Annotated in this window: 14 protein-coding genes; 13 read left to right on the top strand and 1 reads right to left on the bottom strand. The window is 51.4% G+C overall.

The window, feature by feature from the left end; translation table 11 throughout:
* Together DFR42_RS29465 and DFR42_RS00010 are read left to right on the top strand one after the other, a co-directional pair.
* A partial coding sequence (locus DFR42_RS29465) for a hypothetical protein (RefSeq protein WP_211324096.1) occupies positions 1-222 on the top strand: 222 nt, incomplete at its 5' end.
* Between the two features lie 683 nt (positions 223-905).
* Positions 906-1,340 carry a VOC family protein gene (locus tag DFR42_RS00010; RefSeq protein ID WP_110252927.1) on the top strand — a complete coding sequence of 145 codons (435 nt, stop codon included), beginning with the start codon at positions 906-908 and terminating at the stop codon, positions 1,338-1,340.
* An 84-nt stretch (positions 1,341-1,424) separates the two neighbouring features.
* Here the strand turns inward: DFR42_RS00010 and paaX are convergent, their stop codons facing one another.
* Positions 1,425-2,345: a phenylacetic acid degradation operon negative regulatory protein PaaX gene (gene paaX / locus DFR42_RS00015; RefSeq protein ID WP_110252928.1), complete on the bottom strand. Its 921-nt coding sequence runs from the start codon at positions 2,343-2,345 to the stop codon at positions 1,425-1,427.
* Positions 2,346-2,542: 197 nt separating this feature from the next.
* Between paaX and paaA the strand changes: the two genes are divergently transcribed.
* The 11 genes from paaA to paaZ are packed head-to-tail and all read left to right on the top strand — an operon-like array spanning position 2,543 to position 12,969.
* Positions 2,543-3,532: a 1,2-phenylacetyl-CoA epoxidase subunit PaaA gene (paaA, locus tag DFR42_RS00020; protein ID WP_110252929.1), complete on the top strand. Its 990-nt coding sequence runs from the start codon at positions 2,543-2,545 to the stop codon at positions 3,530-3,532.
* Positions 3,533-3,560: 28 nt separating this feature from the next.
* The gene (paaB, locus tag DFR42_RS00025) at positions 3,561-3,845 is read left to right on the top strand and encodes a 1,2-phenylacetyl-CoA epoxidase subunit PaaB (protein ID WP_110252930.1); all 285 of its coding nucleotides are present in this window, start codon (positions 3,561-3,563) and stop codon (positions 3,843-3,845) included.
* A gap of 47 nt (positions 3,846-3,892) precedes the next feature.
* Positions 3,893-4,648 carry a 1,2-phenylacetyl-CoA epoxidase subunit PaaC gene (gene paaC / locus DFR42_RS00030; RefSeq protein WP_110252931.1) on the top strand — a complete coding sequence of 252 codons (756 nt, stop codon included), beginning with the start codon at positions 3,893-3,895 and terminating at the stop codon, positions 4,646-4,648.
* Positions 4,642-5,172 (top strand): 1,2-phenylacetyl-CoA epoxidase subunit PaaD, encoded by a 531-nt coding sequence (paaD, locus tag DFR42_RS00035; protein WP_245936770.1) that lies wholly within the window; start codon positions 4,642-4,644, stop codon positions 5,170-5,172. Before paaC ends, paaD begins: the two co-directional genes overlap by 7 nt.
* A gap of 34 nt (positions 5,173-5,206) precedes the next feature.
* Positions 5,207-6,283: a 1,2-phenylacetyl-CoA epoxidase subunit PaaE gene (paaE, locus tag DFR42_RS00040; RefSeq protein WP_110252932.1), complete on the top strand. Its 1,077-nt coding sequence runs from the start codon at positions 5,207-5,209 to the stop codon at positions 6,281-6,283.
* On the top strand, positions 6,284-7,087 hold the full coding sequence (gene paaG / locus DFR42_RS00045; protein WP_110252933.1) for a 2-(1,2-epoxy-1,2-dihydrophenyl)acetyl-CoA isomerase PaaG: 804 nt from the start codon (positions 6,284-6,286) through the stop codon (positions 7,085-7,087).
* 36 nt (positions 7,088-7,123) lie between these two features.
* Positions 7,124-7,618, top strand: a complete 495-nt coding sequence (gene paaI, locus DFR42_RS00050; RefSeq protein ID WP_110252934.1) for a hydroxyphenylacetyl-CoA thioesterase PaaI — start codon at positions 7,124-7,126, stop codon at positions 7,616-7,618.
* A gap of 60 nt (positions 7,619-7,678) precedes the next feature.
* Positions 7,679-9,019, top strand: a complete 1,341-nt coding sequence (gene paaK, locus DFR42_RS00055; protein ID WP_110252935.1) for a phenylacetate--CoA ligase PaaK — start codon at positions 7,679-7,681, stop codon at positions 9,017-9,019.
* A gap of 37 nt (positions 9,020-9,056) precedes the next feature.
* Positions 9,057-10,259, top strand: coding sequence for a 3-oxoadipyl-CoA thiolase (gene pcaF, locus DFR42_RS00060; RefSeq protein ID WP_110252936.1), 1,203 nt, complete (start codon positions 9,057-9,059; stop codon positions 10,257-10,259).
* A gap of 15 nt (positions 10,260-10,274) precedes the next feature.
* A complete protein-coding gene (locus DFR42_RS00065) occupies positions 10,275-10,874 on the top strand; it encodes a phenylacetic acid degradation protein PaaY (protein WP_110252937.1) in 600 nt (199 codons plus the stop codon).
* Positions 10,875-10,923: 49 nt separating this feature from the next.
* On the top strand, positions 10,924-12,969 hold the full coding sequence (gene paaZ, locus DFR42_RS00070) for a phenylacetic acid degradation bifunctional protein PaaZ (RefSeq protein ID WP_110252938.1): 2,046 nt from the start codon (positions 10,924-10,926) through the stop codon (positions 12,967-12,969).
* The last annotated feature ends 103 nt before the right edge of the window (positions 12,970-13,072 follow it).

Below are 13,072 nucleotides of genomic sequence, written 5' to 3' on the forward strand. Positions count from 1 at the left end.
CTTCCCATCCCGAACAGGACCGTGAAACGATTACGCGCCAATGATAGTGCTGCAACCAGTGTGAAAGTAGGTTATCGTCAGGCTTTTATTCCGCAGACCCCCATTCAAGTAATTGAGTGGGGGTTTTGCTTTTGCGCGAACAGAAATAACAAACAAAAACAAGATCAAAAACAAGGTCAAGACCTCTCAACACTGAGGCACAGAGACACAGAGGGGCACTGAGAAAGGCGAGAATAGCAAAAAACAAAGAGAAATCTCTGCTTTTACTCGGGGGCTCAGGTTCTCTATTTTCCCATTGCTGAAACGTTCTCTTCCTCTCCGCACGGCCCGTCAACCAACGACACTGGGCTCCAGCCTTCGCTGGAGCGACGAATTTGAGGGCAACTCTCTTGCAACCTGTGCGGCTCGCTGCCAGAATCGCTACCATTGTTGAAGCTGTCGTTCAAATCTTTCCGTCCGCATGCTCATATCTTTGTTCTCCCAAAAAGCTTTGGCAAAATTCTTTGCACACTAATATTCATCGTTGGATAATTGGCCTCGAAATCGTCGCTCCTGCGCAGGCAGGAGCCCAGCGGCTTTCGTGGATAAATAGAGATGTTCGCTCGAATATTTGCATCTATCTCATCACTTAATTCATGCATATTGGAGGCATTCTTTTGAGTAACTGCTACTTGAGTATCATTTTCTCTTCGGCACGACCCTCCTGTATCGATTTACCCTCAATGCAAATCAATATGATTATTGAGCAATTTGATTCAGATAACATTCGCAAACGACAGGTCTGGAAAGACCCCATACAATTTTCATGATAACTTCTGTATGACGATGAATCTCCCGGATTGAAACTCGTCATATATCAAGTGTAGTGAACATGTGCATCAACAATTAAATGAGGACGCAAGCCTATGGCAATTAAACGTATGGACAACATCCTCATCGTTGTTGATGATCTGGAAGCCGTCAAAGCCTTCTTCATTGCGCTTGGCCTTACGCTTGAAGGAGAAACAACCGTTGAAGGTCCGCAAATAGGTAGCTTGATCGGTCTCAAGGATGTGCGCGCTACCCTTGCAATGATGCGGACTCCCGATGGGCAGGGAATTGAGCTGGATAAATTCCATACACCGGAAGCGATCAGGTTCGGGCCTGTGGATGCGCCGGTGAATACGCTGGGCTTGCGTCGCATCATGTTTGCCGTCGATGGTATTCACGATATTGTGGCCCGCATGCTTGAACATGGGGCAGAGCTGATTGGCGAAATGCAGTATGAGAATACGTATAAGCTTGCTTATATCCGTGGACCGGAGGGCATCATTGTTGCGCTCGCCGAGCAACTGCCCTGAGGCGTTACTATAAGCAGTTGCTTCAACAAACGCATCGCTTTCAATATGACATAAGGCAAAAGGACATAAAGCAAATTCATGGCTTTAAAAAAGCCCGCCAAACCTTTCCTGCAGACTCAAACCGCCATCCTGTCTATGTTCAGGATCCAGTGCCTGGCTCAATAAATATTCTGCTGGACGGAAACAAGCCCTGTATAAATCGCGGCATAACCGGTACGCCTCATCACCTAGCCAACCTTCGGGACGCAAACTGCTCGGCAAATTGGGATCGTGCAACTGGGTACGGCGGAAGCTATGTATCAACAGACTGCGGATGACAAAGGCCGCGTGCTCAGGCAGATGCTGTCCTTGTACCAGTTTTTTCAGTGGCGAGAATGCTTCAATAAAATTCTTGTAGGCGATATTCACTTCATCGAGTTGCCAGTGGCTGGCAATCAGTGATGGTAGCGGGCGGGCATTGGGCAAGTTCAAATCACTGCTGCGGCATACTGTACATAATCCGGCGAAGCCGTTACGTCCGAGCACATTTTGCAAGGCTGCAGTATCTGCCTGGGGATGGGCAAACACCCCGGCATTAATCATGCGAAAACCTTCCCACAGCAATTCTTTTTTCAGGCTGGCTTTATTGCCGGTTGATGTATCGTCGCCACTCATGATGACCAGCGTCCAGTAGTGATCCCATTTGCCAGTTTGTGGCACATACACGCGTTTGTACGCATGCTGGAACCTGGCATAGCTTGCGGTTGCCAACTGGTAAGTGCTGCGCCGGCCATCCCGTTTGGCTTCCAGCCAGCCTTCTTCGGCTAGTCTGAACACGCTGGTGCGTACTAATCTGTCATTAATGCCAAAATGACTCATTAATGAGATTAAACTACCAAGCCATATCGTACCGCCATGCGGGGCAATGGCATCTCCAAAGACCGTCATTACCAGGGATTTTGCCCTGGGCGGATTATTGGTAAGTTGCTGGTCTATCCAGGTTTGGATGGCAGTGCTGGTCTGCATGCGGCTGTGTAAGTGATGGTAGGTAAGTATTGGTTGTTGTCCAGATTTTACCTATGGTGTAGCTGATAAGGCGTAAATCTATCAAAAAATTAAAATGATACAAAAAAACTTCAACATCAATAAAAACTGTATCATATAATTGTTTGACGCAGATCAATCTTCCATGTTCGCATCCTCAGGGTGCCAAGGAGTGTTTCATGTATGCACAATTAGTCGAGACCGGCTTGAGCAAGCTCAAAACTGCAGAAGAGTTGAGTGATGCCGAGCGTGCTTTCCAGGAGCGCATCGATGCCGGTATCCGTATTGAAGCCAAAGACTGGATGCCAGATGCCTACAGAAAAACCCTGATACGGCAAATCTCTCAGCATGCGCATTCCGAAATCGTTGGTCAACTGCCAGAAGGCAACTGGGTTACCCGCGCTCCCACCTTAAAACGCAAAGCCATCTTGCTGGCCAAAATCCAGGATGAGGCTGGGCATGGTCTTTACCTTTACAGTGCTGCTGAAACTCTGGGAGTATCACGTGATGAGTTGCTGGCCGACCTGCATTCAGGTAAAGCCAAGTATTCTAGCATCTTCAATTACCCGACCCTGAGTTGGGCTGATATGGGGGCGATAGGCTGGCTGGTTGATGGCTCAGCCATCATCAATCAGATTCCCTTGTGCCGCTGTTCTTACGGCCCGTATTCACGCGCCATGATACGTGTATGCAAGGAAGAGTCCTTCCATGCGCGTCAGGGTTACGACATCATGATGACCTTGTGCCGTGGCACAGCAGAACAAAAAGCCATGGCGCAAGATGCATTGAATCGTTACTGGTGGCCAGCGCTGATGATGTTTGGACCCTCTGATGCGGCATCGGTGAACAGCGCTCAATCTGCGCAATGGCGTATCAAGCTTTTTTCCAATGATGAATTGCGTCAGCGCATGGTGGACCAGACCGTGCCACAGATTGAATACCTGGGACTCGAACTGCCTGACCCTGCTATCAAATGGAATGGAGAGCGCGGGCATTATGACTTTGGTGAAATCAACTGGGATGAGTTTTACCAGGTCTTGAAAGGCAATGGACCCTGTAACCGCGAACGCCTGCGTACCCGCGTCAAGGCTTATGACGATGGCGCGTGGTTCCGTGATGCCTTGCAGGCCCATGCAGACAAGCAGCAAGAAAATAAAAAAAGCGCTTAAAAGTATATAAGAGAGCAGGAGACATAGCATGAGCAAAGAATGGCCCTTGTGGGAAGTATTCATCCGTAGCCAGCACGGCCTGGCGCATAAACATGTAGGCAGCCTGCATGCACCTGATGCAGAAATGGCGATCAACCATGCGCGTGATGTCTACACACGACGAAATGAAGGTGTCAGCATCTGGGTGGCAAGGGCAGGCGATATTTTTGCCAGCAGCCCAGGCGACAAAGAAGCCTTGTTTGAGCCATCAAATAGCAAGGTATACCGTCATCCGACCTTCTTCCCCATGCCGGATGAAGTTAAGAATCTGTGATTGAACAAATCTACACATCATAGCCAACTAATTTCTGGAGAACTGAGATGTCAGAGAATAAGTTCAATCATGTTTTGCGTCTGGCAGACCATGCCATGATACTCAGCCAGCGTCTGTCGCAATGGTGTGGCAAAGGCCCTGCGCTGGAAGAAGACATGGCATTGACCAATGTGGCGCTGGATCTGATAGGCCAGGCCAGGCTCTGGTATGCCTATGCCGCAGAGCTGGAAGGCAAGGGACGTACAGAAGATGATCTGGCATTCTTGCGGGATGCACACCATTTTCATAATTTCTTATTGCTCGAACAGCCAAACGGCACTTATGCCGATACCCTGATGCGGCAATTCCTGTTTGACACCTGGCATTACCATTATCTGCAAGCACTGAAGCAATCTACCGATCAGCAGATTGCCGCCATCGCAGAAAAATCACTGAAAGAAGTCACTTACCATTTGCGTCGTAGCAGCGACCTGGTGGTACGTCTGGGTGATGGTACTGAATTGAGTCAGAAAATGATGCAAACAGCTCTCGAAGAATTGTGGCGCTTCACTGGCGAAATGTTTATGAATGATGAGATTGATGTCGCCATGCATGCGGCAGACATAGCTCCATTGCCTTCAGATTTGAAAGGCGCCTGGGATGCCCATCTGGCTGATGTCATGCATGCCGCCACTTTGCGCCTGCCTGATGCCAATAGCTGGATGCAAAAGGGCGGCAAGCAAGGTGTGCATACTGAACATATGGGTTATCTGCTGGCAGAAATGCAGTTCTTGCAGCGTGCCTATCCGGGGGCGCAATGGTAGCTTCTGCCATGGGCTATATGCAAAATCCACCTGTCAGTGCAGGGCAGATCTGGCAATGGCTGGGTGAAGTCAGTGACCCTGAAATTCCGGTTATTTCGGTGACGGACCTGGGCATTATCCGCGCAGTGGAATGGCAGGGGGGCGAGTGTGTCATCACGATTACCCCCACTTATTCTGGTTGCCCGGCCATGGATGTGATTGCTGAAGAAATATCCAAGGCTTTGCAGGCGCATGGTATCAAGCCACCCAGCATTGTTTACCAATTGTCCCCCGCCTGGAGTACCGACTGGATGACAGAAGCCGGCAAGCAAAAACTCAGTGGCTATGGAATCGCGCCGCCACAGCAACAGGTAGTGGATATCTCCTCCATACAACGTTATCGCGAAGTACAGCCAGCCATCGCTTGCCCGCAATGCGGCTCTGTCGATACCCAACTGGTCAGCCAGTTTGGATCAACTGCCTGCAAGGCGCTGTATAAATGCAAGGCTTGCCTGGAACCTTTTGATTACTTCAAACCGCATTGAGCGAATAATAAAAATAAAAAGGAGACAACAATACATGAGCAAATTTTACCCACTGACAGTCAGCCAGATACGGCCAGAAACCCGTGATGCCGTAGTCTTGAGCTTTGCCGTGCCTGCCGATCTGCAGCCGCAGTTTGCCTATCGTGAAGGGCAGCACCTGACCTTGCGCGCCAAGATCGCAGGCGAAGATGTGCGGCGCTCGTACTCTATTTGTTCTGCCGTACAGGATGGGCAATTACGGGTTGCCATCAAGCGCGTGCAGGGTGGCGCATTTTCCAACTGGGTACATGACAGCCTGCGTGCAGGAATGACTATCGAAGTCATGCCCGCCATGGGACATTTCAATCTGCCGCTGGCAGCGGAACATGAAAAGCATTATCTGGCATTTGCAGCGGGTAGTGGCATCACTCCCTTGTTGTCCATTATTAAGACTACGTTGCAGACAGAACCGCAAAGCAAATTTACCCTGGTGTATGGCAATCGCGCATCATCGACTGTCATGTTCAAGGAGGAACTGGCAGCGCTGAAAGACAGTTATTTGCAACGCCTGAACCTGATCTATATCATGAGCCGCGAGCAGCAGGATATAGATTTGTTTAATGGTCGCATCACCGCTGAAAAATGCCTGAATCTGTTTGATCAATGGATACGCATAGACGACATGGATGCTGCCTTCATCTGCGGGCCAGAAGAAATGATGCACGCAGTCAGCAATGCCCTGCAGCAGCGCGGTATGCCCAAGGAGCAGATCAAGGTAGAGTTGTTTGCCGCCAGCATACCGGCGCACCGGCATGTCGCCAGCGCCAAGCCTTTGCCCGGTAAATCATCCTGTGCCGTGACGATTATCATGGATGGTCATCACACCCATTTCGACATGGAAAAAGACAAGGAGTCTGTGCTGGATGCCGCCCTGAAGCTGGGACATGATATGCGTTATTCCTGCAAGGGCGGTGTGTGTTCTACCTGTCGTTCCAAAGTCGTGGAAGGTAAGGTCGATATGGACAGGAATTACGCCCTTGAAGATTATGAAGTTGCACGTGGATTTGTGCTGACCTGCCAGAGCTTCCCGGTCAGCGATACCCTGACCCTGGATTTTGATAGCGAGAATTGAATGGACTATTCCCATATTCTGTTTCACATCAGCGACGGCATTGCCCACCTGACCCTGAACCGCCCTGAAAAACTAAATAGTTTTAACGTTGCCATGCATCTGGAAATCCAGGATGCACTAGAAAAATTGCGGGCTGATGCTTCGGTGCGCGTCATGGTATTGACCGGTGCCGGGCGCGGCTTTTGTGCGGGTCAGGATTTATCTGACCGTAGCGTGAAGGGAGACAATGCGGCCGACGGTGCACCTCCAGATCTGGGTGAGTCAGTAGAAAAATATTATGCGCCGCTGGTACTGGCCTTGCGTGCTTTACCCATCCCGGTTATTTGCGCAGTGAATGGTGTAGCAGCCGGTGCTGGTGCAAACCTGCCGCTCGCCTGCGACATCGTATTGGCGGCACGTTCTGCCAGTTTTGTTGAAGTATTTTGCAAGCTGGGTCTGATACCCGATACTGGCGGCACTTATTTCCTGCCACGTGCCCTTGGTACTGCCAGGGCTATGGGCGCAGCCATGCTGGGTGGCAAAATCAGTGCGGAACAGGCAGAGCAATGGGGCCTGATCTGGAAGTGTGTGGATGATGATCAGTTGCAGACCGAAGCCATGGCTTTGGCCACGCATTTTGCATCTGCTCCCACCAAGGGCCTTGCTTTCACCAAGCAGGCAATCTATGCCAGCCCGCAGCATACTCTGGAACAGCAATTGATACTGGAAACCAATATGATGCGTGAACTGGGGCAAAGCGAAGACTATCGTGAAGGTGTCGCAGCGTTTGTAGAGAAGCGTGCACCCAAGTTTGTTGGCAAGTAAGTTCTATAAGTTTGATCTGCCCAAGGAAAAGTATAGATGAGCACAGAGATCAGTCAAGTAAGTAAGCAATTTGCCAAAAACAGCCAGCACATGGCAGAACTCACTGCCGCCGCCATGTTCGCCAGCGATGCCGCAACACGCGGACTGAATATGCAGATAACTCATGTGGCTGAAGGTACTGCAACACTCAGCATGTTGATCAGGCATGACATGCTGAACGGACACAAAACCTGCCACGGCGGTTACCTGTTTACCCTGGCTGACAGCGCATTTGCCTTTGCCTGCAATAGCCGTAACCAGGTGACCGTTGCTGCTGGATGTAGCATAGAATATTTGTCACCGGGAAGGGAGGGTGATCTCATAACCGCGACTGCGACAGAGCAATCACTGACTGGCCGCACCGGCATCTACGATGCACGTCTGATTAATCAGCATGGCCAATTGATCGCGCTGTTCCGTGGCAAGTCGCATAAGCTGAATGCGGAAGTTGTACCGGGTCTGGTATTGCAAGAAAACGCAATTCCAGATTGAATTTGTGTTTAGCCATCAATCATAGAAACGAAATCAGGATAAGTGAGCGGGAGACAAAACATGGCAGACAACACAGACAGAAAAACAGACGTAAAAAAAACTGCAGGTCTGGACGCGATAGAAACAGCAAGCAAGGACGAACTTCAGGCCCTGCAATTGCAGCGACTGAAATGGACCTTGCAACACGTGTATGACAACGTCCCGCATTACCGCGCCAGTTTTGATGCCGCGGGCGTACACCCTGATGATTTGAAAGCACTTTCTGACCTGGCGAAGTTTCCTTTCACAGGCAAGAAGGATTTGCGCGACAATTATCCCTTCGGTATGTTTGCAGTCCCACGTGAAAAAGTGGTGAGGGTACATGCATCCAGTGGCACTACCGGCAAGCCAACGGTGGTTGGTTACACGCAAAAAGATATTGATAACTGGGCAGACCTGGTAGCGCGTTCTATCCGAGCTGCCGGTGGCCGTGCAGGCGATATCGTCCAAGTCTCTTACGGCTATGGCCTGTTCACTGGTGGTCTGGGTGCGCATTATGGCGCAGAGCGCCTCGGCTGTACCGTCATCCCCATGTCTGGTGGACAGACAGAAAAACAGGTGCAACTGATACAGGATTTCCAGCCATCCATCATCATGGTCACGCCTTCTTATATGCTCAATATCATAGAAGAAATGACGCGTCAGGGCATAGATGCTGCCAACACTTCGCTGCGTATAGGCATCTTCGGTGCGGAGCCCTGGACCGATGCCATGCGCAGTGAAATCGAAACGCGGGCAGGTATTGATGCCGTTGATATCTATGGCTTGTCAGAAGTCATGGGCCCGGGTGTAGCCAGTGAATGTATAGAGAGCAAAGATGGCCCGGTGATCTGGGAAGATCATTTTTATCCAGAGATTATCAATCCTGAAACTGGCGAAGTCTTGCCTGATGGTGAAGAGGGCGAGCTGGTGTTTACTTCACTGAGCAAGGAAGCTTTCCCCGTCATACGCTATCGCACTCGCGACCTGACACGCTTACTGCCACCGACTTCAAGATCAATGCGTCGCATGGGCAAGATTACTGGTCGCTCTGACGACATGCTGATTATTCGTGGCGTGAATTTATTCCCTACGCAGGTAGAAGAGCTGATACTCAAACACCCGCAACTGGCACCGCAATATCAACTGGTAGTGACGCGTGAAGGACATATGGACAAGCTAGCTATCGTGGCAGAACTGCGGCCTGAAGTATCAGGCACTTTGTCTGAGCAGGATGTGAAACAATTGCACCAGCAGCTTGAGCATCATATCAAGACCTTTATCGGCGTCAGTTGCCATGTCAGCATACTGCCCGCCAACAGCATAGAACGCACCATGGTCGGCAAGGCCAGGCGCGTTGTGGACAATCGCAAGAAGGCTTGAGCATTCAAAGCAAATAAAATAAAAGGAAGACAAAAATATGGAAGCATGGATATGCGACGCTGTCAGGACCCCATTCGCCCGTTACGGTGGTGCCATGGCCAGTATACGTACAGATGATCTGGCAGCCTTGCCTATCAAGGCATTGATGGAACGTAATGCTGGCGTAGACTGGAAAATGGTAGATGACGTGTACTACGGTTGCGCTAACCAGGCCGGTGAAGATAACCGCAATGTTGGCCGCATGGCCGCACTGCTGGCAGGCTTGCCGGTAGATGTGCCAGCCAATACCATCAATCGCCTGTGCGGTTCCAGCCTGGATGCCATAGGCATAGGCGGGCGTGCCATTAAATCGGGTGAAGCATCACTGATTATTGCTGGTGGTGTGGAGAGCATGACGCGCGCTCCCTTTGTCATGGCCAAGGCCGACAGCGCTTTTTCGCGTGCAGCAAAGATAGAAGATACGACTATAGGCTGGCGTTTTGTGAATGCCTTGATGAAGGCAAAATATGGCATAGATTCCATGCCCGAAACTGCAGAAAACGTCGCCGAACAATTTGGCATTAACCGTGCTGACCAGGATGCCTTTGCTTTGCGCAGCCAGCAACGCTGGGCAGCAGCCCAAGCCGCTGGTTTTTTTGCCGGAGAAATTATTCCCGTCAGCATCCCGCAAAAAAAGGGCGACGCCATTCTGTTCACTACTGATGAACATCCACGTCCAGACACTGATATCGCCATGCTGTCCCGCCTGAAAGGTGTGGTCAAACCAGACGGCACAGTCACTGCTGGCAATGCATCTGGCGTCAATGATGGTGCCTGCGCTTTATTGCTGGCTTCAGATGCTGCAGTAAAGCAGCATGGCCTGACACCACGTGCCCGTATCGTCGGTATGGCGACAGCGGGTCTGGCACCACGCATCATGGGTTTTGGACCATCTCCAGCAACCCGTAAATTGCTGGCGCAGACAGGATTGAGCCTGGCGCAGATGGATGTCATCGAACTTAATGAAGCATTTGCGGCACAAGGTCTGGCAGTCACGCGTGATCTTGGCCTGGCTGATGATGCTACACATGTCAATCCAAATGGGGGCGCAATAGCGATAGGCCATCCACTGGGTGCATCGGGCGCACGTCTGGTAACTACGGCACTGAATCAGCTGGAGCGTATCAATGGCCGTTATGCTCTTTGCACCATGTGTATAGGCGTGGGGCAGGGGATCGCCCTCATCATAGAACGTGCCTGAAGCCAAGGAAGCGGCATGACTATATATGCAATCGATGGCTTGATACCAGTAGTGCATCCCACAGCGTATGTACACCCCAGTGCCACGCTGATAGGCGATGTGATCGTCGGGCCTGGCTGCTATATAGGCCCGTCTGCCAGCCTGCGCGGTGATTTTGGTCGCATAGTTCTGGAAGAAGGCGCGAATGTGCAGGATACATGCGTTATCCATGGTTTCCCTGATAGCGATACCGTAGTGGAGCAGGACGGGCATATCGGCCATGGCGCAGTATTGCATGGCTGTCGCATAGGAAAAAACGCCATGGTGGGCATGAATGCTGTGGTCATGGACAAGGCCGTCGTTGGTGAGTCATCCATCGTCGCTGCCATGTCCTTTGTCAAAGCTGGTATGGATGTGCCGCCACGCAGCCTGGTCATGGGCGCACCGGCGCGCATTGCACGCGTTTTGCGCGATGAAGAAATCGCCTGGAAGACTGAAGGCACGGCGCAATATCATGCCCTGACACGGCGCTCACTCGCCAGCATGCAGGAAGTGGAAGCGCTGACTGCCGTCGAAGAAAATCGCCCGCGCATTGCGCTGGCGGCAGGCTTGCCAACATATAGTACCAAGACCTGATGGTACCAAGACCTGATTCTGAATATCTGATTATTTAAGAGAGTAATCCATGAAAATTTTGCAAAGCTGGATAGCTGGTGTATGGACTGGTACAGAAGCGCAACAAGTCTTGCATAGCGCCATCGATGGCAGTGCGATTTATGCCAGCCATGCCGAAGCCCTGGACTTTGGCGCAGCGTTGACTTATGCAAGACAGACTGGCCTGAAAAACTTGCTGGCGCTGGACTTCCAGCAACGTGCAGCCATCTTGCGCACTCTGGCCAAATACCTGACTGAACACAAGGAAGAACTGTACGCCATTTCATCCCACACCGGCGCAACGCGTAGCGACAGCTGGATAGATATAGAAGGTGGTGCAGGTACCGTATTTGCCTATGCCAGCATAGGCACGAATGAATTCCCGTCCGGGAATGTGGTGCATGAAGGTCCTGCTATGCCACTAGGCAAACAGGGACATTTTTCTGGCACGCACATTCTTGTTCCGCGCCAGGGAGTGGCAGTGCATATCAATGCCTTCAATTTCCCGGTATGGGGCTTGCTGGAAAAATTTGCGCCCAGCTTTTTGGCAGGGATGCCTTGCATAGTCAAACCGGCGACAGCGACTTCATATCTGACCGAGGCGCTGGTCAGACAAATTCATGCCAGTGGCTTGCTGCCTGAAGGTAGTTTGCAACTGGTCATAGGCTCTACTGGTAACTTGCTCGATTTGCTGGAAGAAACCGATGTCGTCACCTTTACCGGTTCTGCGGCCACGGCAGCGCAATTGAAGGTGCATCCAAATATCGTGCGCCGTTCTATCCCCTTCAATGCTGAAGCTGATTCACTGAATTGCGCGATACTCGGGCCGGATATTGAAGCAGGTGATGAGGAACTGGATTTGTATGTCAAAGAAGTTGTGCGTGAAATGACAGCCAAGGCCGGGCAGAAATGCACGGCCATACGCAGGGCCATGGTGCCCGCTGCGCAACTGGATGCCGTAGCAGAAAAAATACGCTCCAGGCTGGAAAAAACCATCGTCGGTGATCCACGTCTTGATGGTGTACGCATGGGGCCGCTGGCCAGCCGCGCCCAGCAGCATGATGTACTCGCCAGTATTGAGCAACTGGCAGCAGGCAATCAAATCATCTGTGGCGGCACAGTGCCTGCGCAAATGCAGGGTGAAGGGCTGGAGCAGGGCGCTTTTGTTTCACCGACTCTGATCGTCTGTCGCCAGCCTATGGAAAATTCAGCAGTGCACGAGATAGAAGCCTTCGGCCCGGTAACGACCCTGATGCCTTATCAGGACATGCAGGAAGCTCTGGTGCTTGCTGCAAAAGGCTGCGGCAGTCTGGTAGCTACCCTGGTCACCAAAGACCCGCATATCGCCGCCATGGCGATACCGCACATTGCGGCACGACATGGTCGCCTGATGATCTTGAATGCCGAGTCAGCACCAGAATCAACTGGTCATGGTTCGCCCTTGCCACAATTGAAGCATGGCGGCCCTGGCCGTGCCGGTGGTGGTGAAGAACTGGGTGGCAGCCGCGCCGTCAAACATTATCTGCAAAGAGCTGCCGTGCAGGGTTCTCCTACCATGCTGGCGGCAGTGACGGCAGAGCATGTGCGTGGTGCTGCCTTACTGGAGTCTGACATTCATCCTTTCCGGCGTTATTTTGAAGACTTGCAGATAGGTATGTCTTTGCTGACCCACAGACGCACCGTCAGCGAAGCTGATATCGTCGCTTTCGGCGGTTTGTCGGGCGATTTTTTCTATATGCATTTTGATGAGATTGCTGCCAAAGAAAGCCCTTTCGGCAAGCGTATTGCGCACGGTTATTTTGTGCTGTCGGCGGCGGCTGGTTTATTCGTGTCTCCTGCACCTGGCCCTGTACTGGCCAACTACGGCCTCGACACCCTGCGTTTCATCAAACCGGTGGGCATAGGCGACACCATCCGTGCCCGCCTGACCTGCAAGCGCAAGATAGACAGGCAAAAGAAAGATGCCAAGGGTGTGGGGCAGGGAGTGGTAGCCTGGGATGTGGAAGTGACTAATCAGGATAATGAACTGGTGGCGTCCTATGATATTTTGACTCTGGTCGCAAAAAAGCAGGCATGAGGGGCATGAGGTTGATGTCTAAAGTTTAATTTCTTTGTGTTGTCGTATGCTGATTGCCCCGTGCCTCTGGATAAGATGCGCGGTTTTTTTTATTCTGGCGACA

Source organism: Undibacterium pigrum (assembly GCF_003201815.1).
In the GTDB taxonomy this organism is placed as follows: Bacteria; Pseudomonadota; Gammaproteobacteria; order Burkholderiales; family Burkholderiaceae_D; genus Undibacterium; species Undibacterium pigrum.